The organism is Neobacillus drentensis, from assembly GCF_036965645.1.
Classification (GTDB): domain Bacteria; phylum Bacillota; class Bacilli; order Bacillales; family Cytobacillaceae; genus Neobacillus; species Neobacillus drentensis_D.
Genome location: NZ_JBALPZ010000026.1, coordinates 1 through 25,500, shown reverse-complemented (window position 1 = coordinate 25,500; position 25,500 = coordinate 1). Strand labels below are relative to the sequence as shown.

Sequence of the window (25,500 nt, the reverse complement as noted above, 5' to 3'; positions counted from 1 at the left end):
TTAGTAGCACCTCTTATTGTAAACAACATGAGAAATAGAGGGCAAATGAGGAGGGGAAATCTTGATCCAGGTCATCAAGTTAAAAGTAGAAAATCAAGATAGTCTGATGGGAACAGATATCCTGCAGCCGCGTTTCAGCTGGATAATAGAAAGTGAAGGGACAGGCATAAATCAGTCTGCCTATCAAATAAATGTTTTTGAAAAAGAATCTTCTGGTCTTAAAAAGTTGATCTGGGATTCTAATAAAGTACTTTCACAAGTTTCAGTGAACATAGCGTATAAAGGTCCTTTATTGCAGAGTAAAACCATCTACACCTGGCAAGCCCGTGTTTGGAGTTCTGATGGTGAGGAATCAGCATGGAGCAGTGAAGGATACTTGGAAATGGGCCTTTTACACGAGGATGAATGGGTAGCAAAATGGATTGAACCACAGCAAGAAGCTGTAGTAGAAGAACCAGAACTGACATTAGAGGATATGTTTATTAATAAAAAGAAAGGGAATTTACCATCCCCAGAAAGTAGATTGCATCCGCCAAAATTGGTGCGTAAATCCTTCCACATTGATCAAAGGAAAATAGAGAAGGCTCGCCTTTACATTACGGCTCATGGACTTTATCATGCCAAAATAAATGGCCAAAAAATTACAGATGCAGAATTTACACCCGATTACACATCCTATTCCACCTACCTGCAGTATCAAACCTACGATATTTTGCCCTTTTTACTCGAAGGTGAAAATGTATTAGGAATCATTCTTGCAGATGGCTGGTATGCAGGCAGAATCAGCGTCCCAGGAGGAAGCGCCCAATTTGGCAGCAGACTAGGACTTCTTGCTCAACTGGAAATAACTTATACAGATCAAACAAAACAAATCATTGCAACAGACGATTCGTTTTTGTCATCTAACAGCCATTATGTTTACAGTGATATTTTTATTGGAGAAAAACAGGATAAAAATCTTGAAAAGTCTGGATGGGATCAGCCTGGATATAATGGTTTAACCCACGAATGGACATCGGTTTCAGTTGTTGATTATAAATTAGCTAACTTAAGAGCCCAATATGGGGAGTTTGTAAAACCAATTGAAAAACTGTCTCCTGTTGCTATTTGGAAGGATCAGACCCAAGCTTATATTATCGATTTTGGTCAAGTCATCGCCGGACGTATCCGACTTCATGTACATGGTCCAAGCGGACAGGAACTTAAATTTGAACATTGTGAAGTATTAAATGAAAATGGTGAGTTTTTTAATAATATAGTAGGAAGAAATAAAGAGCAAACCGATTTTTACGTGACCAGTGGTAAGAATGGAGAGGTTTTCGAACCAACCTTCACTTTCCACGGTTTCCGTTATGTACGTTTATCAGGCTATGATTCTGATCTTCAATTTGAGGACATAGCAGCAATTGTTTTATATACAGATATGAATATGACAGGTCAGTTCACAACCTCTGATCCAGAAATCAATCAACTATGGAACAATATCCAATGGAGCCAAAAAGGAAATATGCTGTCAATTCCGACAGATTGCCCGCAACGAGAAAGAGCTGGCTGGGCAGGTGATATCCAGGTTTTTGCTCCGACCGCGGCCTTCAATATGGATGTTCAATCATTTTTAACAAGATGGCTTTGGAACCTGCAACAGGAACAAACTGAAGAAGGCGAAATTCTTAATTACTGTCCTGCACCAAAGGATATATGGAATGATATGAAATTTACTGGAACGATTTCATCAGCGGGATGGGGGGATGCCATTCTCATTGTTCCATGGGTGCTTTATCAGAGATACGGAGATATAAGAATCCTGGAACAATGCTTCCCAGACATGGAAAGATGGCTTGATTATGTTCAAAAGAGTGCTGCAGAGAATAAAGAGAAAGTTGAACATGACTATGAGCGGTATTTATGGGATACAAAGTTTCATTTTGGAGATTGGATGATTCCAAGTTTTATGCTTGGTGAAAAGCCTCAAGGACCGATTGCTTCTGCATTTGCAACGAAGGATTCGATAGCTACTGCCTACTATGCGTATTCTGCTGGTTTATTAACTGAAATTGCCAAGACTCTTGGAAAACCAGGCAAGGCTGATTATTACAATACCCTTCATGAAAAGGTGAAAAAAGCTTTTGGAATGGCTTATGTAAAAGATTCAGGGCTGATGACAGCTGATTACCAGGGTGTGTATACAATTGCTCTTGCATTTAACCTGTTATCAGATGATCATAAGAAAAAAGCAGTAGAAAGATTAGTAGAGCTAATTAAGAAAAATGATTTTAAAATCGATACAGGATTTCTGTCTGTTCCTTTTATTATGGACGTCCTATGTGAAAATGGTTATGAGGATATCGCCTATAAGCTGCTCTTCCAAACAGCCTGTCCTTCATGGCTTTATGAAGTCAAAAATGGTGCTACAACGATTTGGGAATCATGGGAAGCGATTAAACCGGATGGAACAGTGGGGGCATTTTCTTTTAATCATTATGCATTCGGCTGTGTAGGGGATTGGCTCGTTCGCCATATTGGCGGTTTAACCCCAATGGAACCTGGATACAGCAAGTTTAAGGTCGAACCACATTATGGTGACCGATTAAAATACGCTGAAACCAAATATAAGTCAGTGTATGGAGAAATTAAGGTAAAGTGGGAGATTGATGACGAGAAAAATATGAACCTGCAAGTTAGCGTACCAGCCAATACATTAGCTGTTATTTCATTACCCAATGTCAGTCCCAACTGTATTCCAGAACTTAATGATTATATAACTGAATTAGGTTATTCTAATTGTCAATACAATAAGAAAATTAATAAATTTGTATTCACTGTGCCTTCGGGACAAATAGAAATTAAATATAAATTAAATCAAAAAGATAACATTAAGGAACTAAACGTTTAATTCTGCAAAAAAATTAGGGTCATCCTTTATTAATTCAAAATAAGAGGATGACCTTAAAAATTTTTTACAAATAATTTAATATGGGATTGTAACAGAAAATCTGGTCCCTTTTCCAATTTCTGTTGACAGTTCTAGATGCCCGTTAAGCTTATCCAAGCTGCGTTTAACAAGAAATAAGCCGAGCCCGCGGTCATTCCCTTTTGTAGAAAAGCCTTTTGAAAAAATCTCATCAACTTTATCTTCATGTATTCCAGGCCCATTGTCCAGCACTTCAATTAAAAGTTCATGGTCGTAATAATCTACATAAACCGATACTTTTTTGTTATCCTGTTCCGCAAGAGCCTGTAGTGCATTATCAATTAGATTTCCAATTATGGTAATGAGTTCATGAGTGATTTCAGGCCTGACTGGTTCAGGCACTAAAACATCACAGGAAAAAGACAACTCAGCACCCATTTCTCTTGCGTTGCTCATTTTTGCAAGGATGAAACCTGCTAAAGCGGGGTCTTTAATTTTACTTCCTATATAACCAACTTCATTTTGAAGATGGTCAGAAATCTGGTCAATATAATCAGCGAGCTTTTGATAGTGCTCAAGGTGAACTAGTCCCAAGACAACATGAAGCTTGTTCATGAATTCATGAGATTGGGCTCTTAAAGCCTGTGCGTAAAGTGTGACTCCAGTAAGTTCTTCTGCTAATTTATTGATTTCTGTTTTGTCCCGAAACGTAGTAATGGCCCCAACCATTTGATTACCAACTACGATTGGCAGTTGATTCGCAAGTAAGGTTATACCCAATAAATCAATTTCTTCATTCAGTCTTGGATTACCTGTTTCCAAGACAGTTTTCAATGGGATTTGAGGCAGGTACTGGTCTACCAATTCGCCAATTGGATTGTCTTTGATTCCCGCTTCTTTAAATAAACGCTGTGCTTCATTATTAATAAGTGTAATCCGGGCATCCTGGTCAACAGCTAGAATTCCTTCCTTAGTGGATTGAAGCATGGCACTTCTTTCTTCAAGCAATTTCCCAATTTCAAATGGTTCCAGTCCAAACATACTTTTCTTTATTTTTCTAGCTAAAAAAATGGCCCCAATTATTCCAATTAATACACCGAAAATAACAGCTAAATAAATGACATTTTTGCTGTTTTTAACGTTCTGTTTGACCTTATTAAGAGAAATTCCTACCGCAACAGCGCCAATTTGGTTTCCAGACTCTGAAAATACTGGAGTAAAAGCTCGTAAAGAGTACCCTAAAGTTCCCTTTGCGATTGAGGTCGTTTCTTGCCCATGGAGAACGGGGCCTTCATCCCCTCCGACAAAATGTTGCCCAATTTTATCTGGTCTAGGATGTGTTCTCCGTATCCCATTCATATCCATCACAACAATAAATTCGACGTTCGTTATTTTTGTCATTTCTCTGGTATATTTCTGTATCTCCGATCCATTTTGCTTATGTTCCAAATTGTTAATAGTAAGGGGAGAATGCGCAACCATTTTGGCAATATTCATCGCTTTATCTGTTTGATTATTAAGCGTTGTTTCTCCTATTTCGTTACTTATAAGCAAATCGGTGACAAATAAAGCAAGTGCTACAACCCCGCATACTAAAAAGGTTATCGTGGTTTGAAGACGAAACCGTGGTTTTTTGTTTCGCACAGGATCACCCCTTTCCATATTTTAAAAAAAGGCTATAACCTGTACTTATTCATTGGGCGGCCGACAGAACCATATTGAATCTCCATCACAATATCGCCTTTTTTCTCTAGATAGTCTAAATACCGGCGAACAGTGACACGTGCTAGGCCAATACCCGCGGCAACATCTTCAGATGAAAGAGGTTCAGCTTGTCCTTTTAAAAATTGCACAATTTGCTGAAGGGTTCTGTCATTCAACCCTTTTGGCAAATATTCCTCAGTACCTCCTTTGAGTTGGACTCCCATTAACGCATCCAAATCTGCTTGCTCAAAGGGTCTATTCTCCTTGAATTTTTTTAAGGTTTGACGATATTGCTCAAGTGCTGCTTGAAAACGGTCAAACCGGAATGGTTTGACAATATAATCTACCACCCCTGCGCGAAATATCTCCTGAACATGGTGTGGGTCACGATTCGCTGTTAAGAGAATAACATCTACAGGATAATGGTTATTTCTAATGGTTTGTAACAAAGTAAGGCCATTTGTGTCTGGTAAAAAGAAATCTAGCAAAACGAGATTTGGCTTTTCTTCGTTGATTAATGAGATCGCCTCTTTACCATTGAAAGCTTTTCCAGCTAACTTAAAGCCAGGTAGCTTGGAAACGAATTGAGCATTTATCTCCATGACCATCGGATCATCCTCAACAATCAAGACTTTGATTGGCTCCATGATTTTTCTCCTTTGATATCTTTTCTACCATTATACCCTACTTTTTTTCCTATCCTCAAAAAAACAGCCACGGTTTCCGTGGCTGAAGGTTTTACTAGCTTTGCAGGAGGTTAGGCCGTTTTACTAATAGATTGCTTGTCCGAAATATTCTCATCGAATTCATTTTCCATTTTCGAAACAACAACTGTGGCGACACCATTACCAATTAGATTTGTAAGGGCACGAGCGGTAGACATAAACCGGTCAACCCCTAGAAGAAGAGCAATTCCTTCAACGGGAACACTTGGGAAAGCAGCTAGTGTAGCTGCCAAAGTAACAAACCCGGAGCCTGTTACACCAGCGGCTCCTTTAGAGGTAAGCATTAATACACCAAGTAATGTGACCTCTTGACCAAAGCTTAAATGAACCCCGAAAGCCTGCGCAATAAAGAGGGCAGCCATAGAAAGATAGATAGATGTTCCATCTAGATTAAAAGAGTAGCCAGTAGGAACGACAAGACCTACAACTGACTTAGAACAACCGTATTTCTCCAGTTTTTCAACCATTTTAGGAAGAGCTGATTCAGATGATGATGTCCCGAGGACTAAGAAGATTTCATCTTTGATATAACTGATAAATTGAAAGATATTAAATCGATAGAACTTCGCAATGCCGCCCAGAATGACAACAATAAACACGACCATAGCTAAGACAGTTAACCCGAATAATTTTCCAAGAGAGACAAGGGAACCGATACCGAATTCACCAATCGTATAGGAAATAGCACCAAACGCTGCAATAGGTGAGTAGTACATTATGAGATTTACAATTCGAAAGAATGTTTCAGACAGTTTTTCAAACAAATCAATAACTGATTTTCCTTTTTCGCCAAGGCCAGATAAGGCAATTCCAAATAATACGGCTAAGAAAAGAATTGGAAGAAGCTGACCGTTTACCATCGCACCTAAAAAGTTATCAGGAATGATTCCCATGATAAAATCCATGAAACTATGGCTTCCCTCGGCTGCTTGTTGGGTAAATTGGGTAATGTCCCCTTTTGCACTATGGGCATTTACACCTGCCCCTGGTTTGAAAATAGTGGCAAATAAAATCCCGATTGCCAAAGAGATAGTGGAAACGATTTCAAAGTATAATAATGCTTTACCGCCAATCCGGCCGACTTTTTTCATATCTCCCATGCCAGCAATCCCGACGACGATTGTTAAGAAGATAATCGGTGCAATCACCATTTTAATCATTTTGACAAAGATATCCGATAAAACTTTTAAATCCGCACCTGCTTTAGGAAATAGGGCACCAAAGATAATACCAAGAACAATTGCGATTAAAACCTGTGTTGTGAGACTTTTAAAATTAATTTTCATTTCCTAATCCTCCTATACTTATAAAATTGTAAACACTTACAAAAGTGGATCAAGCAAGATGTAAACTCTAATTGAAAGTATAGATTTTAGTGAATAGTCTGACAATGTTTTGGTTATATCGTTCTTTTTGGTGATTTTGGTCACAATTTGTTCACAAATAAATTCGTAACAAAAAACCACGAAAGTCTACTCAGGAGTAGGGCCTTCGTGGTTCTTTTTGCGATATTCAGCAGGAGTAACACCATGAACTTTTTTAAATGATTTATAGAAAAACGTAATATTAGTATATCCGACTTTATTAGCTATTTGGTCAATGGTTAAATCGGTGTTCTCGAGCAGCGTACAGGCGTTTTTTATTTTTAACTGATGTGATAATTCAATAAATGTCTTGCCTAAATTGGTTTTTAGTAATCTTGTTAGATGATTCGGATGAAAGTGAAACTTCTCAGCCGTTAGTTCTAGTGTCATCGATTGATAATTTTGTTCCATATAACTAAGAATCTCCGAGATAATCGCTTTCTTAAAGGTTGGTTCTTCTTTGTTTTTGGAAAGGCTATTATAATTTCTTAGTAGTTCCGTAAAAATTAAGATCATATATGAATTGATGGCCTCATTTGAGCAAAGCTGCGGTTGAAAATATTCTCCCAATGCTTGGAGAATGATTTCTTTCAGACGATTGTTTGGACCCTTGGGAAAAATAATATACCGGCTATCTTTCTTTTGTTGGTAAATCGCATTTACGAAAAAATCGGTTAATAAATCATTTCCTGACAGCCTTTGAAGCAGGGCTGAATCAAAATAACCTGTACGAATCATGATGTTGATAATAATGTCATTTTCGGAGGCGCTTTCAATTCCATGCGTAACATTTGTATCCAGTAAACAGAGATCCCCTTCATTTAAGATAATTTCTTTTCCATTAATGTACTGTTTACAAGTACCTGAAAAAACATAGTTCATTTCAATAAAGGAATGTCGATGTTCGGTGAATTTGATAAAACGAGGGTGTTTCAGGAATACAACATTTTGGTCAGGTTTAAAAAAATAATCTACCGGTACAATGTTGGGTGATTGAATCCCCTGAGAAAAAGTAAGTTCTGAGTCTTCTAAGTGGGAGTAATGTTTTGGGTGTTCATCTGTGCCTGAATACTTTTTTTCATAGTCACTCATTTCCATTAATTGTTTTTCAATATTAATTGTATCTATGTTATTCACCCTCCTTTGCATGCATGAAATTATTATAATTATAGTTTATCAATTTCTTATACCTTTATATAGTAGAAAAAGGGACAGGCTGCTGGAAAATAATGAAAATCAAATTCATAAATCATTAGGAAAGATGAAGGAAGATTCCCTTCGATTTTTCTTTCGATAATCGAAATACCGTGCTATACTAAAAAAGGTCACCAACAAAAACATATTAAGAAGGGTTGTTTAAGGTAAATGTCGAGTAGTATGATAAAAGCTTTTATTAGTCTTTTTTTCGTTTCAGTTTTATGGGGGTGTAATTATCCGATCAGTGCCTATTTACTGCAAGGATTTTCACCTGTTTTTTTATCAACCGTTCGAATTTGCTTTACCTCACTTTTTTTGATAATCGTTGCCATTATTCATAAAGGAATGAAGCGTCCCACCATTTCAGAGTGGAAATACCTCATTGGTGTTGGAATCTTTGGAACACTGTTAAATCAAACCTTCTACTTTACGGGTCTTCATCATACAACACCAGCTAACGCATCATTAATAATTTCCTTGGCACCAATAGCGACCATTTTATTGGAACGAATCATCTTTAAAGTCAAGTTTACCATTAAAAAATCAGCAGGAGCCATTATTAGTTTAATTGGTGTTTTTTCAATTATTGGTGTTGCAAATGGTGGTTTGGGAATCTCATGGGGAGATTTTAATATACTAATTGCCATGCTTTGCCTCTCGATTAGTATATTATTTATCCGAGGTTTATCAAAAACTATGAACACATTTATTATTACGATATACTCAACCGTACTAGGAAGTGTACTGATGGTTCCTGCTGCTGGAGTCGAAAATTTGGTGAGCGGCTCTGTCATTAGCCATTCTCTTTTTATGTGGATTTTGTTAATTTTTGCTGGAATCATGGCTCAAGGTATTGCCGGGTTTTGGTGGAATAAAGGCGTAGCTAAAGTTGGAGCTGGAACAGCTTCAATGTTCATGAATATCCAGCCGTTTGTCGCCATCCTAGCCTCCCATTTTATTTTAGGGAATCATATCTTGCTGAATCAAATCATTGGCGGTATTTTGGTATTACTTGGCGTATTTATTGCAAATATGCCATCGGCTAAAACTATGGTTTCTACTGGGTCAAAGAAAGCCGTAATGTAAAGAGTCCTCCCACTGATTGGTCTTAAAGGTCGATCTTTAACAAAAACTATCAATACATCCTGAGAAATGGAACGGAATGATGAGATGAAACACCACAGAAAGATTCTGTGGTGTTTTTGGTATTTAAGAATTAAGGTTGGCAAATAAGGACAATAAATTGGCCGAATCAAGATATAGGAAAAACGTCATTTTCTAGTATTATATAAATATATCAGTAAGCGTTTCCAACCGAGAGGTGATGTTAATGACAAAATACAGTATTGCTGTTGATATTGGTGCATCAAGCGGCCGGCTTATTTTAGGCTATTTAGAAAATGGGTTATTAAAACTAGATGAAATACATCGTTTTGAAAACAAAATTGTCAAAAAAGGTGACACCTATTGCTGGGAGGCCGATCAACTTTTTCAAGAAATCAAAAATGGTTTAAAAAAGTGTAATGAACTTGGCATCAAACCTGATAGTATCGGAATTGATACTTGGGCAGTTGACTTTGTGTTATTGGATGAAAAGGATCAACCATTAACAGAGGCAGTCACTTATCGTGACCCAAGAACAGACGGAATGATGGAACAGGTTTTTGAAAAAATCATGAAGGAGCGTCTGTATCTAGAAACAGGCATCCAGTTCCAAAAGTTTAATACAATCTATCAATTATATTCCATTAAACAGCAATCACCGGAAATCTTAGATCAAGCAAAATCATTCTTAATGATTCCGGATTACTTCAATTATTTACTAACAGGAAAAAAAGCAAATGAATATACCAATGCGACATCCACACAATTAGTCAATGCCTTTACGAAAAAATGGGATCATGACTTATTGGATCTATTGGGTATCAATAAAGAAATGTTCCAAGAAATTAAGACACCGAAGACCGTTCTTGGAACGCTAACAGAAGAACTAGTTTCAGAGTTAGGCTTTGACCTTCAGGTGATTCTGCCGGCAACACATGATACAGGATCAGCGGTGATTGCCGTACCAGAAGAAAATGAAACGATTTATATCAGTTCGGGAACCTGGTCGTTGATTGGGGTAGAAAACTACTTCCCAATCTGTGTAACGAAAGCGCTTGATTACAATTTTACCAATGAAGGCGGTATCGATTATCAATACCGTTTCTTAAAAAATATTATGGGTCTTTGGATGATTCAAGAGGTCAGACGCAACTACAATAATGAATATTCTTTTGCCGAGCTGGTTGATTTAGCTAGAGAGGCTAAGGACTTTAAGGCTGTAGTTAATGTAAACGATGACCGTTTCCTAAAACCAGAGAACATGATTCAAGAAATCATGAACTACTGTGTGGAAACAGGTCAGCCAATTCCCGGCACACCTGGAGAAGTCGCAAAATGCGTTTATGATAGTTTAGCAGTCAGCTATCAGGATGCCGTTCACGAAATTGAAGAAATTTTTGAAAAGAGATTTGAAAAAATCAATGTCATCGGCGGCGGCTGTCAAAATGAAATGTTAAATCAACTTGTGGCGGATGTAACGAAAAAAGAGGTATACGCAGGACCAGTTGAAGCAACTGCGATCGGTAATATCGTCGCTCAGTTAATGGCCCTTTATGAAATTCAAGATATTAAAGAAGCTCGTACGATTGTTAAAAATTCATTTGAAGTTAAAAAATATTTGCCTACTGCACCTATTACAAACTAACTGATAGAGAGGAAGAATTACATGTCTATTCAAGAAAACTATGAACTTGCTAAAAAGGCTTATGAAAAATGGGGAATTAATGTTGATGAAGTAATCGAAACCCTAAAAAATGTTCCAATTTCCATTCATTGCTGGCAAGGTGATGATATCGGCGGATTCGAAGTAAATCCTAACGAATTATCTGGTGGAATTTCCGTTACGGGAAATTACCCAGGTAAGGCATCAACACCTGAAGAATTAAGAGCAGACTTAGAAAAAGCACTTTCTTTAATCCCAGGTAAACACCGTGTCAATTTGCATGCCATTTATGCAGAAACAAATGGAGAAGTGGTGGAAAGAGATCAATTAGAGCCAAAGCACTTCGAAAACTGGGTGAAATGGGCAAAGGAAAATGGTTTAGGACTAGACTATAACCCAACGCTGTTTTCACATCCGAAAGCAAACGATGGTTTGACGCTTTCTCATCCAAACGAAGAAATTCGTGAGTTCTGGATTAATCACTGCATTGGCAGCCGAAAAATTGGTGAATATTTCGGTAAAGAACTTGGCACACCAGCCTTAACAAATATTTGGATTCCAGATGGCTACAAGGATATTCCAAGTGATCGCCTCACACCAAGAAAAAGACTTAAAGAATCATTAGATAAGATTTTCGCTGTTGATGTTGATGAGAAATATAATCTGGATGCAGTAGAAAGTAAGGTATTTGGAATTGGCTCAGAATCTTACGTAGTGGGTTCTCATGAATTTTATCTAAACTATGCCATGAAAAATGATAAATTATGCTTATTGGATACAGGTCACTATCATCCAACAGAAACAGTATCCAACAAGATTTCATCGATGCTGCTATTTAGTGAAAAGCTTGCCCTTCACGTTTCAAGACCTGTACGTTGGGACAGCGACCATGTTGTAATCCTTGATGATGAATTAAAAGAAATCGCCTTGGAAATCGTGCGTAATGACGCGTTAGAACGTGTGATTATTGGACTTGATTTCTTTGATGCCAGCATTAACCGTGTGGCTGCATGGACAATTGGAACTCGCAATATGATCAAGGCATTATTATCTGCTATGTTAGTACCAAACGAGTATCTAAAACAGCTTCAAGAAGAAGGCAACTTTACTGAAAGATTAGCGTTAATGGAAGAATTCAAAACCTATCCATTTGGTGCGGTTTGGGATTACTACTGCGAAAAAATGGGTGTACCAGTAAAAGAATCTTGGTTATTAGAAGTTAAAGCATATGAGCAAGAGGTTTTATTAAAGAGATAAGTGGATTTTTGGGGAAGACTCAAATTAGGAGATTATAGACTCCATTTGGGTCTTCTTTTTTAGGAAAAAGAAGGAATTCTACAAAAAATTGAAGAATTCAACGAAAAAATGAAGAATTCTGCGAAGTTTTAAGTTATTCTACAAATTAAAGATAGAAATCTACAAATTAATGAAGGAATTCTACATTAATTGTAAATTGATTCCAGTTTGATTCAATTTGATGGGAGGGTTCATATGAATAGTACTGATTTGCGGTCTTTACTCGAAACCAACAACACCAGGGAGGCACCTGATTGGAATGTTATAAAAAACACCTATAATCCTGAACCGGTAAATGTCGTAAATGGTGCGCCAGTATACAATTTCAATATGATCTTTGACCCCACAATTAATCCGATTGAGGATAACATTTTCATATCCCAGTGTCCCGTCGCCGCGCTCGTCCCAATGCATATTCATCAGTATATTGAATTAATCTACGTCTACAAAGGGAAATGCACGGTTACCATGGAGGACCACGAAATAAACATGACTGAGGGCGGAACCATTATGATTGATAAAAACACCCCTCATACGATAAACGAGACATCAAAATCTGATATCGTTATTGAAATGAAGCTTAAGCATGACTATTTATCAACCGGGTTCCTTAGCAGATTTACCAATAAGAGTATTATCTCACAATTCCTAATTGACTCCCTGATCGATAGTCGAAGAGCAAATAACTATCTATTCTTCCCTTTTGAAGTCCATTCAAAAGTGGTTGGGATTATGGAGCAGATTATGTGCGAGTACTTTGAAAAGGACGTTTTTACGGCGGAAATGATTGATGCGTACCTTTTCATATTGTTTACTGAATTAATCCGTCACAGTAACAGTTCCAATACAAAACAGAAGGACGAACTTAAGCAAAAAGATACGATTGTTCTAGAGTTTCTAAAGTACATTGATGATCATTTTAAGGACTGCAGCTTAACGGAAATGGCGGATCACTACAAATATCACCCAAACTATATTTCCGCTGTCCTCAAAAAAGCAACAGGTAAATCCTTTAAGGATCTTCTTCAGATTCAAAGATTAAATAAGGCTGCGTTATATCTAAGTAACTCAGACCTTCCCATTCCTGATATTGCAGAAGAGGTTGGCTATTCAAGCTTATCTTTTTTCTATAAAAAATTTAATGAAGTGTACCTCCAGACACCAAAAGAATATCGAGATAACAGTAATGAAACCGCCTAAACAGCGGTTTTATTTTTTTGAGAAAAAGTGAGGTATCATCAAAATCTTTGATTCGAGCAATAAACCTCTTTGTTTTTAATATTAAAAACTTTGAAAACGCTTGCTACAATATGGGTAATCAGCAGGATATAAGAAAACAAGGAGTGTTTAAAATGGAATGTAATTTTCCATCTAATTTTCTTTGGGGCTCGACGACAGCCGCATACCAAGTAGAGGGGAATAATTATAACAGCGATTTCTGGGCGGAAGAGCATGCAGAGGGCTCACCCTATAAAGATAAATCAGGGGATACCATTGATCATTATCGGCTTTATCGAGACGATATTGCCCTGATGGCTAGCCTGGGATTGAACACCTACAGATTCTCGATTGAATGGTCGAGAATTGAACCAGAACCGGGCCAATATTCTCGTTCGGCGATAGAACATTATCGGGATGTCCTTGAAACATGTTACCAATACGGTATAACACCAATAGTGGCTATGCACCACTTTTCTTCACCGAAATGGCTAATGAGACTGGGAGGATGGGCAAGCCCAGAGGTTCCTGAACGTTTTGCTAACTATTGTGAAGTGGTATTTCGTGAAATCGGGCATTTAATCCCGTACGCATTAACGATGAATGAAATAAATCTACCGGTTATGCTGCGTGAGATTTTCTCGAAAATTGGCTTTATTCCTCCAGTTGGGATTGCGAGGGATGCCTGGGTGGCTCCTAAATGGAGAGAGTCAGCAGCTAAATTGTGTGGAACATCGATAGAAAATTACTTCACGTTCCACATGATTTCGGATGAGTCCTCTATTAATATTTTAAAAGAAACACATCGAAAGGCACGTGAGGCAATCAAACGGATTCAGCCAGCTGCCAAAGTAGGCTTATCGATGGCTCTATCAGATATCCAGTCTATCCCTGGAGGCGAGGAATTGGCCACTAAAAAATGGCACAGTTATTTTAGACAATATTTACCGATGTTAGAAGGGGATGACTTTTTCGGGCTTCAAAATTACACCAGAGAAGTATACGGACCGGAAGGACAAGTGAAGCCTGCCGAAGGAGCTGAACTTACACAAATGGGATATGAATTTTATCCGGAAGCTCTTGCTAACGTGATTCGAAAAGTCTCTAAAGACTTGTCCATACCAATTATGATCACAGAGCACGGTATAGCAACGGATGATGATGATAGACGGGTAGAATTTATCCAAAGAAGTTTAGAAGGTGTGCAGGCTTGTCTGGATGAAGGGTTTGACGTTAGAGGCTATCTTCACTGGACAACTTTTGATAACTTTGAATGGCAATCCGGCTATTCGATGAAATTTGGCTTAATTGAAGTGGACCGAACCACACAGGAACGAAAAGTAAAAGAAAGCGCACGTTTGCTAGGCCGTATTGCACAAATGGACACATTCGTATCAAAATAAATGACTTGGGCTCCCGGGTCCATCCCGGGGGCTGGCAATATCTTTGAATCGCGTAATACACTGCTTTACTTTTAATATTAAAATACTTGAAAACGCTTGCTAAAATGGAAATATCAAATAGGGAGGGGATTTAAACAAGGATTAAAGACTAAATGTTCAATTCCCAAACGTTTACCTTAATTAACCGTTTAAAATTAGAGGGGGTAAAATCTATGGAAAATAGTATGATGAAGAAGACGCCTTTTGGAAGATTATTAGTAGCAGCTATGCTTGGTGTGGGCACCTCGATCGCGCCATTAGTACTGCTTGGATTTGGACTTTCTACATTTATTGTTATTAAAATAGTTGGACAAGAGCATGCAACTGCTGCCTTTGCAACAGCATCTGGGATCTCCGGTATAGCTGTCGTTATTTTTGGACTTTTTAGCGGAGTTATTGCAGATAAAACCCGAGTGAGGATGGGGAGAAGAAGGTTTTGGATGATTGCGGGCAGTATTGGCGGAGCCCTTTCCATGTTAGCCCTTACGTATGCTTCATCCATCCCTGTGTTTGTCATTAGTTTGTGCCTTACAAATTTCTTTTATGGTATGGTTTCACTCTCATGTTACGCCATTGTTCCTGAACAAGTAGAGCCAGAAAAGTTTGGCCGCGTTTCTGGACTAATCGGGGCAGCCGCACCTGCTTTCGTTATGACTGGACAGATGATTATGGGAGCCTTTGCTAAGTCAACTCTTGAAGAGAAAATGATTACGATGATTATTGTCCAACTGATTGGTGGAATTTTAGCAGCCCTATTGATTAAAGATAATTATTTTGCAGGGGCATCAAATAGTGAGAAAAAGTCCATTGGGATTCAAGGATTTTATCCAAGTATTAAAAAGTATCCCGCTTATACTTGGGCATTATTAACAAAGTTATTTATTAACTTTTCAAATGCTGGAATGGGTATGTTAACTCTTTTCTATATTGCAAGATTTCATTTGGATCAAACAAAGATTTTTCAATTAATGGCACTTACCGCACCAGCTATCATGTTAATGGTTGCGGCTGGTATCCTGGGAGGTTTCCTCTCAGATAAAGTGAAAAAACAAAAACCGTTTGTTATGGGGGCAGCCCTTGTAACAGGCATCTGTTTAATTGCCTTTGCCTTCTCCTCTAACATTACATGGGTTATTGTTGGAAACTTTATCTTTAACTTTGGTTTTGGAATGTATGGTGCTGTAGATAATGCTCTTGTAAACCGAATTCTCCCTTCCAAAGAGAATGCAGCAAAAGATATTTCGATTATGAACACAACCACAAATTTGTCAGCAACATTAGTGAATTTTGCAGCACCTGCCTTAATCGGTTTAGGAGTAAAGTTATTTGGCGGAGATGGTTATACTCTCTTCTTCTTGGTATTAGCTGCTTTCTCTATCTTTTCTGCTGTTGTAGTCCTTCCTATTCCTGAAATGGAATCTAAAAAGGAAAGCAGCCATGATGCTACAAATGAAATAGTTATATAATCAATTTTTGAAAAATGAGAAGGGGGATGAATGGACTGGGATACATTCATCCCTATTGTCTTTAAGTATTTGCCACGTTGTTTAGAAACACAGTATGGATTGAGAGGTAAAAGAAAATGACACAGTTAAAAGTAAATGCATTAACTTGCGAATATCGAAATAATCCGCTAGGAATTGATATAAAAAGACCACGTATTAGCTGGAAAATTCAATCAAACCGACGAGGAACGATGCAGCGTTCCTATCAGATTCAAGTAGCAGATCGAGAAGATTTTACTACAATTTTATGGGATACAGCGTTAGTTCAATCAGATGAATCAATCCACATCGAATATGATGGTCCTGAATTACATTCTCGAACAAGGTATTTTTACCGCGTAAAAGTATGGGATAACTTTGAACGAGAATCCAATTGGAGTGATGTTGCTTGGTGGGAAACGGGTTTGTTGTCTCCTGAAGAATGGAAGGCAGAATGGATTACACCAAATCCAGAAGGAATGGATCAACTAAGTGACCCTGCTTTTCTATTAAGAAAAGAATTCACCGTAAAGCCTAGTATTATTTCGGCTCGAATCTATGGTACCGGCGTTGGATTGTATGAATTATTTTTAAACGGAGAACGCGTCGGTGACGAACTTCTCGCGCCGGGTTGGACGAGCTATCATAACCGTCTACAATATCAAACATATGATGTGACCAAACAGCTTCAAGCAGGTTCAAATGCAATGGGCATTATATTGGCAGATGGCTGGTATAAAGGAAACCTTGTCAGGGAAAATAACCGCAATATCTATGGAGACAGACGGGCAGCATTCTTTCAGATCCATGTAACTTATAAGGACGGGACAGAAGAAGTCATAGTTACGGACAACACTTGGAGTGCTTCAACAGGACCGATTTTATTTTCAGAAATTTACCATGGAGAAACATACGATGCAAGGCTTGAAAAAGGAGGCTGGAGCCAATCCAATTTTAATGATCAGGATTGGACGGGTACAATCATTCAAGAAATGCCCATTACTCAGTTAGTGGCACAAGAAAACTACCCAACTCGTGTAACAGAAGTACTACATCCAATAGACTCTTTTGTAACACCTGCTGGGGATACTGTTTTAGACATGGGGCAAAACATGGTTGGTAGAATTCGATTTAAAGTGAATGCTCCGAAAGGAACTCGAATTGTCTTACGGCATGCCGAGGTACTGGATAAGGATGGGAATATTTACTTTGGTAATCTAAAATTTGCAAAGCAAAAGGTAGAATATATTACAAAAGGCGATGGAATAGAAATCTTTGCCCCACATTTCACATTCCAGGGTTTCCGATATGTAAAAATCGATGGATATCCGGGACTGGAACAGGGGCTGCCGCTTGAAAACTTTGTAGGTGAAGTCATCCATTCTGATATGGCGAAGTCAGGCGAATTTGAGTGCTCTGATCCATTGGTTAATCGCCTGCAGCAGAATATTGTCTGGGGCCAAAGAGGCAATTTCGTAGATGTGCCGACCGATTGCCCGCAGCGGAGTGAACGGTTGGGATGGACAGCCGATGCACAAGTCTTCATTCCAACTGCGCTATTTAACTATCATGGTGGACCATTTTTTACAAAGTGGCTCAGAGATTTAAAGGCTGATCAGTTTCCAGACGGTAATGTACCTTTTGTCATTCCGAATGTAGAAGGTGGCATGGGTTCTGCGGCTTGGGGGGATGCAGCAACGATTATCCCATGGACGGTTTATCAGACTTACGGTGATAAACGCGTACTTGCTGAGCAATTTGATAGTATGAAGGCATGGGTAGAATATATCCGCAGGCAGGGCAAGAACGAATATTTATGGAACACTGGCTTCCACTTCGGTGATTGGTTAGCCCTGGATGCGAAAGAAAATAGCTTTGTTGGCGCCACGGCAAGAGATTTTATTGCCACCGTTTTTTATGCCCATTCAACTAGGATTCTAAGAGATGCAGCAGAGGTCCTTGGGAAAAAAGAGGAAGTTCAGGAATATAGTTTCGTATTGGATAAAATTATTGAACAATTTAATCATGAATTTGTTTCGCCATCAGGCAGATTGGTGTCTCCAACCCAAACGGCTCATGTCATTGCTCTCATGTTTGATATGGTGGACGGAAAAGCCAAAGAACGGACAGCCTATGAGCTAAATCAACTACTCATTCAAAACGATTATCATTTAAACACAGGCTTTGTCGGAACACCGTATATCAGTTTAGCTCTTTCAAAAGGCGGTTATCATGAAACAGCTGTCAAATTATTAATGAAAGATGATTTCCCGTCATGGCTCTATCAAGTAAAAAAAGGTGCGACAACCGTTTGGGAGCATTGGGATAGCATTAAGCAAGATGGTTCGTTCTGGAGTGACCAAATGAATTCCTTCAATCACTATGCATACGGTTCAATTGGAAATTGGATGTATAAAGTCGTAGCAGGGATTGATATGGATACAGCTTTACCAGCTTATAAGAAGATCAAAATCGAACCAAAATTTGCAGGCATTTCGTTTACCCAAGCAAAAGCTGCTTATGAATCCATGTATGGAAGGATTTTATCCTCATGGCATCTTACAAATGAAGAGGTAAAAATAGAGGTTGAAATTCCTGTGAATACAACTGCAGAGATCCTATTACCTAAAGCACGTCTTGCTGATGTCCTGGAAGGAAATAAACCATTAGTTTCAGGGGATATTCATTCCTACCTGGAAACAATCGAGGGTGTGCGACTCACGGTGGGATCTGGATCTTATCACTTTAGGTATCAAAACGAGATTGGATTGAGACCAAGCTTTACTGAAGATACACGAATTATTGATTTCCTTGATTATACAGAAGCAGTAGCTATTCTAGAGAAATTTGCACCTGGTGTTACAAAACCACCTGCTATTTTTTCTACAAAAGCTAGAAGCTTGAAAGAACTGGCGGAATTACAAGAAGTGAATCTAACAGCTGATAAGGTTAAAGACATTATTGACGAGTTAAATAGGCTAGAGTGGGGAGCAGTTTTGGTAAATTAATCGAATTTACACAATAGATCAAACCGAACTAGTTTGAGTTAATCATTTTTGAATGATTGGCTTTTTTTGGTGGTTGTTGAGGGATTTGTTAATATCTCCTGGAATTTTGTTAATATCCCCATATTTTTGTTCATATCGTCCCGAAATTTGTTAATAAAGCGTTAAAGCAGTAAAGTAAAGTCTTCTTTAAAGAATTTAGCTCAATTTAAAGAGCCGGTTTTAAATAGGTTGGTTTTGATTGGGGATAGGCGTGTGTGGAGCGCCTGTCCTTTTTTGCTTAAAAAACATTTGTTGGATCTTTCTTTTTGTATTAAATGTGTTTGTTTTCCAAAAAAATATGTTATAGTAATAGTGAGAATAAATAAAAAACAAACACAAAACAACATAAATAAAAAGTATTGAACAGAAAGGGGCAGACCAGGTGCTTGTAGCAGAAAGACAAAAAAAGATCGTTGAATTGGTTAATGAACGATTAAGCATACGGGTTACGGAACTCAGCAAAATTTTCTCAGTAACAGAGGAAACCATTCGACGAGATCTGGAAAAGCTGGAAAAAGAGAATTTATTAATGCGCTCCCATGGCGGTGCGGTTAGTATCGTGAAGGATCAAGGGGAAATTTCCTATTTAGAAAGAGAAATTACAAACGCGGAACAAAAGAAAGCGATTGCGGCGGCGGCCGTTCGTTTAATTGAGCAAGGTGATCAAATTGTGTTAGATGCTAGTACCACTGCATGGTATGTAGCAAAGGAACTGCCTGATATGCCTTTAACTGTATTGACAAATTCGATTAAAGTTGCCATCGAGCTTAGTAAAAAAGAACAAATCAAACTTATCTCCACTGGCGGAACGTTACTCTCGCAATCTTTATCCTATGTAGGACCTCTCGCGGAACGATCTCTAAGTATGTACCATGTGAATAAAGCGTTCCTTTCCTGTAAAGGAGTTCATCTGGAAAGAGGGCTAAGTGATTTTAATGAGTCACAAGCGTTATTAAAAAAGCAGATGAGGGAAATCGCGGATGAAACCATTTTAATGGTGGACTCTAGTAAATTTGGAACACGTGCTTTTTCACAAATCGTTCCAGTTACAAACATCGACTGCATCATTACAGATTCACAAATAGATGAAGAAACTAAAAACGAACTGGAAGAAAAAAAGATAAAGTTATTAATTGTAGACTAACAGGCCATTACTGGTCTGTTTTTTTAAACTTTTAGACACATAGATGTATACTAGAAAAAATAATTGATTTAATCAAGATGGGTGACCGTTATGAATTTTACCTATGAAATCATCGAAATGAATAAAGAACTGCCCTTGCATATTTTTCTAAATAGCGTAGATTATGTTACAAATCATTGGCATGACAGTATCGAAATTATCTTTGTCCTAAAAGGGAAAGTGAGCGTTTCAGTGAATGATAAGCGCTTTGAGTTAACTGAAAAAGACGTATTCCTAATTAATGCAAACGACATTCATGCCATTGGACACCAAGAAGAAAACTTATTATTAACAATTCAACTGCCGATCCCTGAATTAAAAGAGAATATAAAAGATGTTGACTCCTTTGTCTTCTCTTGTAAATCGTTCCTATATGATGAACAACACCAAGCAGAGTTTAATGAACTCCGTTCTTTGTTAGCGCAGATGATGTGGGTTATTAACAAAGAGGGCGAAGGTTATGAATTACAAATAAAGTCTTTTTATTTTCAGCTAAGCTATTTATTAATCAAAAATTTTAAAGAAGAAACTGAGAGGGAGAACAAGCTCTCAAGTCAAAAACATATTGAACGATTACTAAGAATTACATCCTATGTGAAAGACAATTTTAAGCAGCAGATTACCTTAAATGAACTATCACAAATTGAATTTTTGTCTGTTCATTATTTATCAAAGTTTATCCAAAAACATTTGGGGATGCCTTTTTCGAAATACGTCGATAGCATTCGGCTTGATCATGCGGTGAAAGATATTGTCTTTACCGATATTCCACTGACGCAGATTGCGCTGGATAATGGATTTGCAAGTGTAAAGGCTTTTAACCGGGCTTTTAAAGAATTTTATCATCAGACACCTAGTGAATATCGTCGTGCGGTTGAGATGGAACCAAAGAAAACGGAGAGTAATAAGGTAACACTTGCGAACTATGTGGAGATTGACAAAACACAGGCATTCCACCAATTGTTTGCTTTTTTGCCTAGTAATGAACAAGCATTAGTGGTCGAACATAAAACCGTTCAAAAAAGGACAATTAAAATTAATGTGGATGAAAAGGTACGAAGGCTTACACATACTTGGAAGAATCTTATGACGGTTGGGAAGGCCAAAGAATGTCTTATCACTGACGTTCAAAATCAGCTTAAAATGGTAAAAAACGTGACAAATTTTCAGTATCTTCGTTTTCATGGCATTTTTGATGATGAAATGATGGTTTATGGCGAAGATGAACAAGGAGTACCTGAATTTAATTTTCTGTATACAGATAAGATGATTGATTTTTTACGAAGTATCCAAGTTAAGCCGTTTGTCGAGTTAGGCTTTATGCCAAGGGATTTAGCCGATCGTAATGAAACCGTATTTTATAAAGAAAGCAACGTGAGCAAGCCAAAGGATATAGAAAAATGGAATGACCTCTTAAAGGCGTTTATTGGCCACTATGAGAACCTTTATGGGGAAGAGGAAGTTTTGCAGTGGTATTTTGAAGTATGGAATGAACCGGATTTTTATGTATTTTGGCGCGGGACCTTCGAAGATTATTGCACGTTATATAAAAATACGTACGAAACGATTAAGGGAATCAATCCTCTTTATAAAGTTGGCGGGCCAAGTATTGTTTCAATAAAAAACAGTGACTGGCTGCAGCAATTTTTAGATTTTTGCAGGAGAGAGGGGTGTATTCCTGATTTTATCTCGTTCCACAACTACTCACATGATGAGATGGATGTAAATAAGAAAAAAAATCTAACAAATGAAAATGCTATGGATTTTGGGTATATTTCAAGGGATGAAAGCTTTCTGAAAAACCGTATAGCTGATCTCAAGCAGATATTGTTAGAAAATAATCTGGAGAATCTAGAAATTCACCTATCTGAATGGAATTCAACGGCTTACCATCGTGATTTAACGAATGATACTACTTTTAAAGCAGCCTATATCATAAAAAATCTCTTGGAAAATATGGATTCGATTCAAAGCTTTGGCTATTGGACGATAACCGACTTAATTGAGGAAAGAAGAGCGGCGACGATTGATTTTCATGGCGGCCTTGGGTTAATCACCAATCGTAACATTCCCAAACCTGCTTTTTTTGCCTATGAACTTATGGGGAAATTGGGTAATCAACTCGTTTGTCAGGGGGATGGCTATTTCCTAACGAAAAATTCCAAGGGTTATCAACTTCTTTTATATCATTATTGCCATTATGACCGGCTGTATTGTATGAACCAGCATGCCAATATTGATTTAGAAAATAGATACAATGTGTTCCTTAATCATGATCCAATTGAAATGAAAATGATCTTAAGGGGTCTTAAAAAAGGAACATATAAGGTGAAACAGTACCAATTAAATAGGCAAAATGGAAGTTCTTTTGATAAGTGGGTCGAGATGGGAGCTCCTCAAATTTTGAGTAAGGAAGAGATTAGCTATTTGCAAAATTCTAGTGTACCGAAACTTCAATTAAGTGACGTCAGAGTTGAAGAGGACTATATCTTAAACGCTAATCTTGACCCCCATGAAGTCCAACTATATGAAATTATTCCTCAAAAAACGCTGTAGGTAGAATGATCACTAGTTGTCGACGGAATTTAAGTGAAGGTAGGAAAGACCTGCCTTTTTTTGTTGCAGGAAATTAGTACAAAGGAACCATAATAAAGAGAAATGACAATTTACGTACCTGCTTTGAGCAAATAACGGATAGTGTAAAGGTTTTCACATCTCTATAATGAAGTACATAAGGAAGCGTTTCCAGCAAAACGGAGTCATAGGTAATTATAAATTTATAGTAAATTAAAGCGTTTAAAAATAAGGAGGCTATAAAATGGAGAATACGGTAATGAATAAGACGCCTTTTGGAAGATTGATTGGTGCATCAATTCTTGGAGTTGGAACGGCAATAGCTCCGCTAGTATTATTAGCGTTTGGACTTATTCAATTTATTATTATAAAAATTGTTGGGCCGGAACATTCAACAGCTGTGTATGGAACAGCATCGGGGATCACCGGAATTGCGGTTGTAATCTTTGGACTGTTTAGTGGAATCATTGCAGATAAAACTCGTGTAAGGATGGGTAGAAGGCGATTTTGGATTATTGGAGGAAGTATCGGCGGAGCCATTTGTATGTTAGCTCTAGCGTATTCTACCTCGATCCCGATGCTTGTCATTTCCTGGTGTTTGGCACAATTCTTTTATGGTATGGTATCACTCTCATGTTATGCAATTGTTCCAGAACAAGTAGAACAAGAAAAGTTTGGTCGAATTTCAGGGATTATCGGTGCAGCAGCACCTGCTTTCGTAATGACTGGACAAATGTTAATGGGCGTCTTTGCTAAGTCTACCCAAAGTGAAAAAATGATTACTATGATTATTGTTCAATTAATTGGTGGGTTTATAGCTGCTCTTCTAATTAAAGATAATTATTTTGCTGGAACAGCAACAAAAGCTGAAAAGAAGTCGTTTGGAATTCGTGGCTTCTATCCGAGTTTTAAAAAGCACCCTTCCTATACTTGGGCTTTATTAACAAAGCTATTTATTTATTTTACAAATGCCGGAATGAATATGTTAACACTTTTCTACATCGCAAGATTCCATTTGAGTGAAACAAAGATTTTTCAATTAATGGGACTTACTGCTCCAGCCATAGGGGTAATGGTTGCAGCTGGAATACTTGGTGGCTTTTTATCCGATAAAGTGAAAAAACAAAAGCCTTTTGTTATCGGTGCAGCCCTTTTAACAGGAGTTTGTCTAATCACATTTGCCTTCTCATCGAATATTACTTGGGTTATTGTAGGGAACTTTATCTTTAACTTTGGGTTTGGATTATACGGTGCGGTAGACAATGCTCTTGTAAACCGAATTCTCCCAAACAAAGAGAATGCAGCAAAAGACATCTCGATTATGAATACAACAACAAATCTAGCATCAACACTAGTAAATTTTGCAGCACCTGCTTTAATTGCTTTAGGCGTAAGCCTGTTTGGCGGAGATGGATATACGTTCTTCTTCTTAGTGCTAGCAGCTTTCTCTATTCTTTCAGCAGTGTTTGTTCTTCCAATTCCAGAAATGGGATCAAAGTTGAAAGTCAATAATGATCTCAATGAAAAAGTAGTTTAATCAAATATTGAACAATAGGGGTGAACTATACATAAATTCACCTCTATTGTTGTATAAGTTAAAGTATAATAGAAAATATAGGAAATTTATCAAGGGGAGAGAAGATTAAATGCTAATTGAAGAAATCCAAGTTTGGGATGATAGTGAAACAGTTACCTTACATACTTATATTCTTAATAACTCGATGGAATTTCAAAAGGACCAGCTGCGCCCTGCTGTCGTGATTTGCCCAGGCGGTGGATATCTAGGTACCTCGGACCGTGAGGCTGAACCGGTGGCTATGCGTTTTGCTTCTCTCGGATATCATACATTTGTTCTTCGCTATACAACCTATTTTAAGGAGAAGGTTCAAGATTTCAATAATCTCCCTGCTCCCAATGAGAAATCTGCCTACCCACAGCCATTGTTTGATCTAGCAAAAGCTATGCTAATCATCCGCGAAAATGCATCGAAGTGGTTAGTGGATACAGATAAAATTGCTGTATGTGGTTTTTCAGCAGGAGCTCATTTGTCAGCCAGCCTTGGTGTTCACTGGAATAGCAGTTTATTAAATGAAAAGTTTAATGTTGATCATGAAGTGTTTAAACCTAATGCAGTTATTCTTGGATATCCGTTAGTGGATTATCATTTAATGAAGGAAAAAATTGATGCAGAGGCTAACGAGTTTATGAAAGGTTTTTGGGAGATTTCAGGTAAAGCTGTATTTGGGACTTCTAGTCCAAGTTCAGAACAACTTACAGAGGCAAGTCCGGTTAACTACGTATCATCACAAACCCCGCCGACATTCCTCTGGCACACTGCCGATGACGATCTTGTTTATGCAGAGAACTCTTTAAGATTTGCTACTATGTTGGCAAAACATAAAATTCCTTATGAGCTGCATGTTTTTGAAAGCGGTGTACATGGATTATCTTTATGCGATGAGACGACAGCAGGGGACCCTAGTCATATCAGCCCAGAATGCAAGGTTTGGTTTGATTTAGCTCATAATTGGTTGGAAAAACATTTTAGATAGATTTTAAAATATAAAAAAACATCCAATATGTTAAAT

Annotated in this window: 16 protein-coding genes and 1 pseudogene; 13 read left to right on the top strand and 4 right to left on the bottom strand. The window is 37.8% G+C overall.

Annotated elements, in window-relative coordinates:
- Positions 1-61: 61 nt before the first annotated feature.
- Complete coding sequence (locus tag V7266_RS04720; RefSeq protein WP_335466240.1) at positions 62-2,893, top strand: alpha-L-rhamnosidase; 2,832 nt, start codon at positions 62-64, stop codon at positions 2,891-2,893.
- A 75-nt stretch (positions 2,894-2,968) separates the two neighbouring features.
- On the opposite strand, the gene dcuS is transcribed toward V7266_RS04720, so the two are convergent.
- The 4 genes from dcuS to V7266_RS04700 all read right to left on the bottom strand — a co-directional run bounded on the left by dcuS (position 2,969) and on the right by V7266_RS04700 (position 7,841).
- Entirely contained in the window at positions 2,969-4,555 is a 1,587-nt protein-coding gene (dcuS, locus tag V7266_RS04715; RefSeq protein WP_335466238.1) for a DcuS/MalK family sensor histidine kinase, read from the bottom strand.
- A gap of 32 nt (positions 4,556-4,587) precedes the next feature.
- Positions 4,588-5,262, bottom strand: coding sequence for a response regulator (locus tag V7266_RS04710; protein WP_335466236.1), 675 nt, complete (start codon positions 5,260-5,262; stop codon positions 4,588-4,590).
- 110 nt (positions 5,263-5,372) lie between these two features.
- Positions 5,373-6,626, bottom strand: a complete 1,254-nt coding sequence (locus tag V7266_RS04705; protein WP_335466234.1) for a dicarboxylate/amino acid:cation symporter — start codon at positions 6,624-6,626, stop codon at positions 5,373-5,375.
- Between the two features lie 186 nt (positions 6,627-6,812).
- Positions 6,813-7,841: an AraC family transcriptional regulator gene (locus tag V7266_RS04700; RefSeq protein ID WP_335466233.1), complete on the bottom strand. Its 1,029-nt coding sequence runs from the start codon at positions 7,839-7,841 to the stop codon at positions 6,813-6,815.
- A 228-nt stretch (positions 7,842-8,069) separates the two neighbouring features.
- On the opposite strand from V7266_RS04700, the gene V7266_RS04695 reads away from it, so the two are divergent.
- The 12 genes and pseudogenes from V7266_RS04695 (at position 8,070) to V7266_RS04645 (ending at position 25,464) form a co-directional block, all read left to right on the top strand.
- Positions 8,070-8,987, top strand: a complete 918-nt coding sequence (locus V7266_RS04695; RefSeq protein WP_335466232.1) for a DMT family transporter — start codon at positions 8,070-8,072, stop codon at positions 8,985-8,987.
- Between the two features lie 244 nt (positions 8,988-9,231).
- Positions 9,232-10,650 (top strand): rhamnulokinase, encoded by a 1,419-nt coding sequence (gene rhaB, locus V7266_RS04690; RefSeq protein ID WP_335466230.1) that lies wholly within the window; start codon positions 9,232-9,234, stop codon positions 10,648-10,650.
- A 21-nt stretch (positions 10,651-10,671) separates the two neighbouring features.
- On the top strand, positions 10,672-11,925 hold the full coding sequence (gene rhaA, locus V7266_RS04685) for an L-rhamnose isomerase (RefSeq protein WP_335466228.1): 1,254 nt from the start codon (positions 10,672-10,674) through the stop codon (positions 11,923-11,925).
- A 234-nt stretch (positions 11,926-12,159) separates the two neighbouring features.
- Complete coding sequence (locus tag V7266_RS04680) at positions 12,160-13,164, top strand: AraC family transcriptional regulator (protein ID WP_335466226.1); 1,005 nt, start codon at positions 12,160-12,162, stop codon at positions 13,162-13,164.
- 110 nt (positions 13,165-13,274) lie between these two features.
- Positions 13,275-13,754, top strand: a pseudogene (locus V7266_RS30710) (family 1 glycosylhydrolase); the annotation flags it as partial.
- Positions 13,755-13,781: 27 nt separating this feature from the next.
- Complete coding sequence (locus tag V7266_RS30705) at positions 13,782-14,585, top strand: family 1 glycosylhydrolase (RefSeq protein WP_420491321.1); 804 nt, start codon at positions 13,782-13,784, stop codon at positions 14,583-14,585.
- 212 nt (positions 14,586-14,797) lie between these two features.
- Complete coding sequence (locus V7266_RS04670) at positions 14,798-16,090, top strand: MFS transporter (RefSeq protein ID WP_335466222.1); 1,293 nt, start codon at positions 14,798-14,800, stop codon at positions 16,088-16,090.
- A gap of 116 nt (positions 16,091-16,206) precedes the next feature.
- Positions 16,207-19,116 (top strand): family 78 glycoside hydrolase catalytic domain, encoded by a 2,910-nt coding sequence (locus V7266_RS04665; protein ID WP_335466220.1) that lies wholly within the window; start codon positions 16,207-16,209, stop codon positions 19,114-19,116.
- A gap of 421 nt (positions 19,117-19,537) precedes the next feature.
- Positions 19,538-20,299, top strand: a complete 762-nt coding sequence (locus V7266_RS04660; protein WP_335466219.1) for a DeoR/GlpR family DNA-binding transcription regulator — start codon at positions 19,538-19,540, stop codon at positions 20,297-20,299.
- Positions 20,300-20,389: 90 nt separating this feature from the next.
- On the top strand, positions 20,390-22,894 hold the full coding sequence (locus V7266_RS04655; protein WP_335466217.1) for a GH39 family glycosyl hydrolase: 2,505 nt from the start codon (positions 20,390-20,392) through the stop codon (positions 22,892-22,894).
- Positions 22,895-23,156: 262 nt separating this feature from the next.
- The gene (locus V7266_RS04650) at positions 23,157-24,449 is read left to right on the top strand and encodes an MFS transporter (protein ID WP_335466215.1); all 1,293 of its coding nucleotides are present in this window, start codon (positions 23,157-23,159) and stop codon (positions 24,447-24,449) included.
- A 109-nt stretch (positions 24,450-24,558) separates the two neighbouring features.
- Positions 24,559-25,464 carry an alpha/beta hydrolase gene (locus V7266_RS04645; RefSeq protein WP_335466213.1) on the top strand — a complete coding sequence of 302 codons (906 nt, stop codon included), beginning with the start codon at positions 24,559-24,561 and terminating at the stop codon, positions 25,462-25,464.
- Positions 25,465-25,500 lie beyond the last annotated feature (36 nt).